Annotated in this window: 1 protein-coding gene; it reads left to right on the top strand. The window is 71.4% G+C overall.

Annotated elements, in window-relative coordinates; genetic code table 11:
- Window positions 1–231, top strand: a 231-nt coding sequence (locus HMPREF9538_RS04145) for a PfkB family carbohydrate kinase (RefSeq protein WP_009486126.1), incomplete at its 5' end; no start/stop codon positions are given.
- Window positions 232–241 lie beyond the last annotated feature (10 nt).

The raw sequence follows: 241 nt of genomic DNA, 5'->3' as shown, positions 1-241 counted from the left end.
CAGGTTAGCCACTTCCCTGCCCGCCCGGTGGTGGCCGTCGATACCACCGGCGCCGGCGATGCCTTTGTCGCCGGGCTACTCGCCGGCCTCGCCGCCCACGGTATCCCGGACAACCTCGCAGCCCTGGCTCCCGACCTCGCGCTGGCGCAAACCTGCGGCGCCCTGGCCACCACCGCCAAAGGCGCCATGACCGCCCTGCCCTACAGGGACGATCTTCAGCGCTCGCTGTGATCCCCTTGGG

Source organism: Klebsiella sp. MS 92-3 (assembly GCF_000195655.1).
Taxonomy (GTDB): domain Bacteria; phylum Pseudomonadota; class Gammaproteobacteria; order Enterobacterales; family Enterobacteriaceae; genus Klebsiella; species Klebsiella pneumoniae.
Note: the sequence above shows the minus strand (reverse complement) of the source record. Positions and strands in the feature narration are given on the sequence as shown.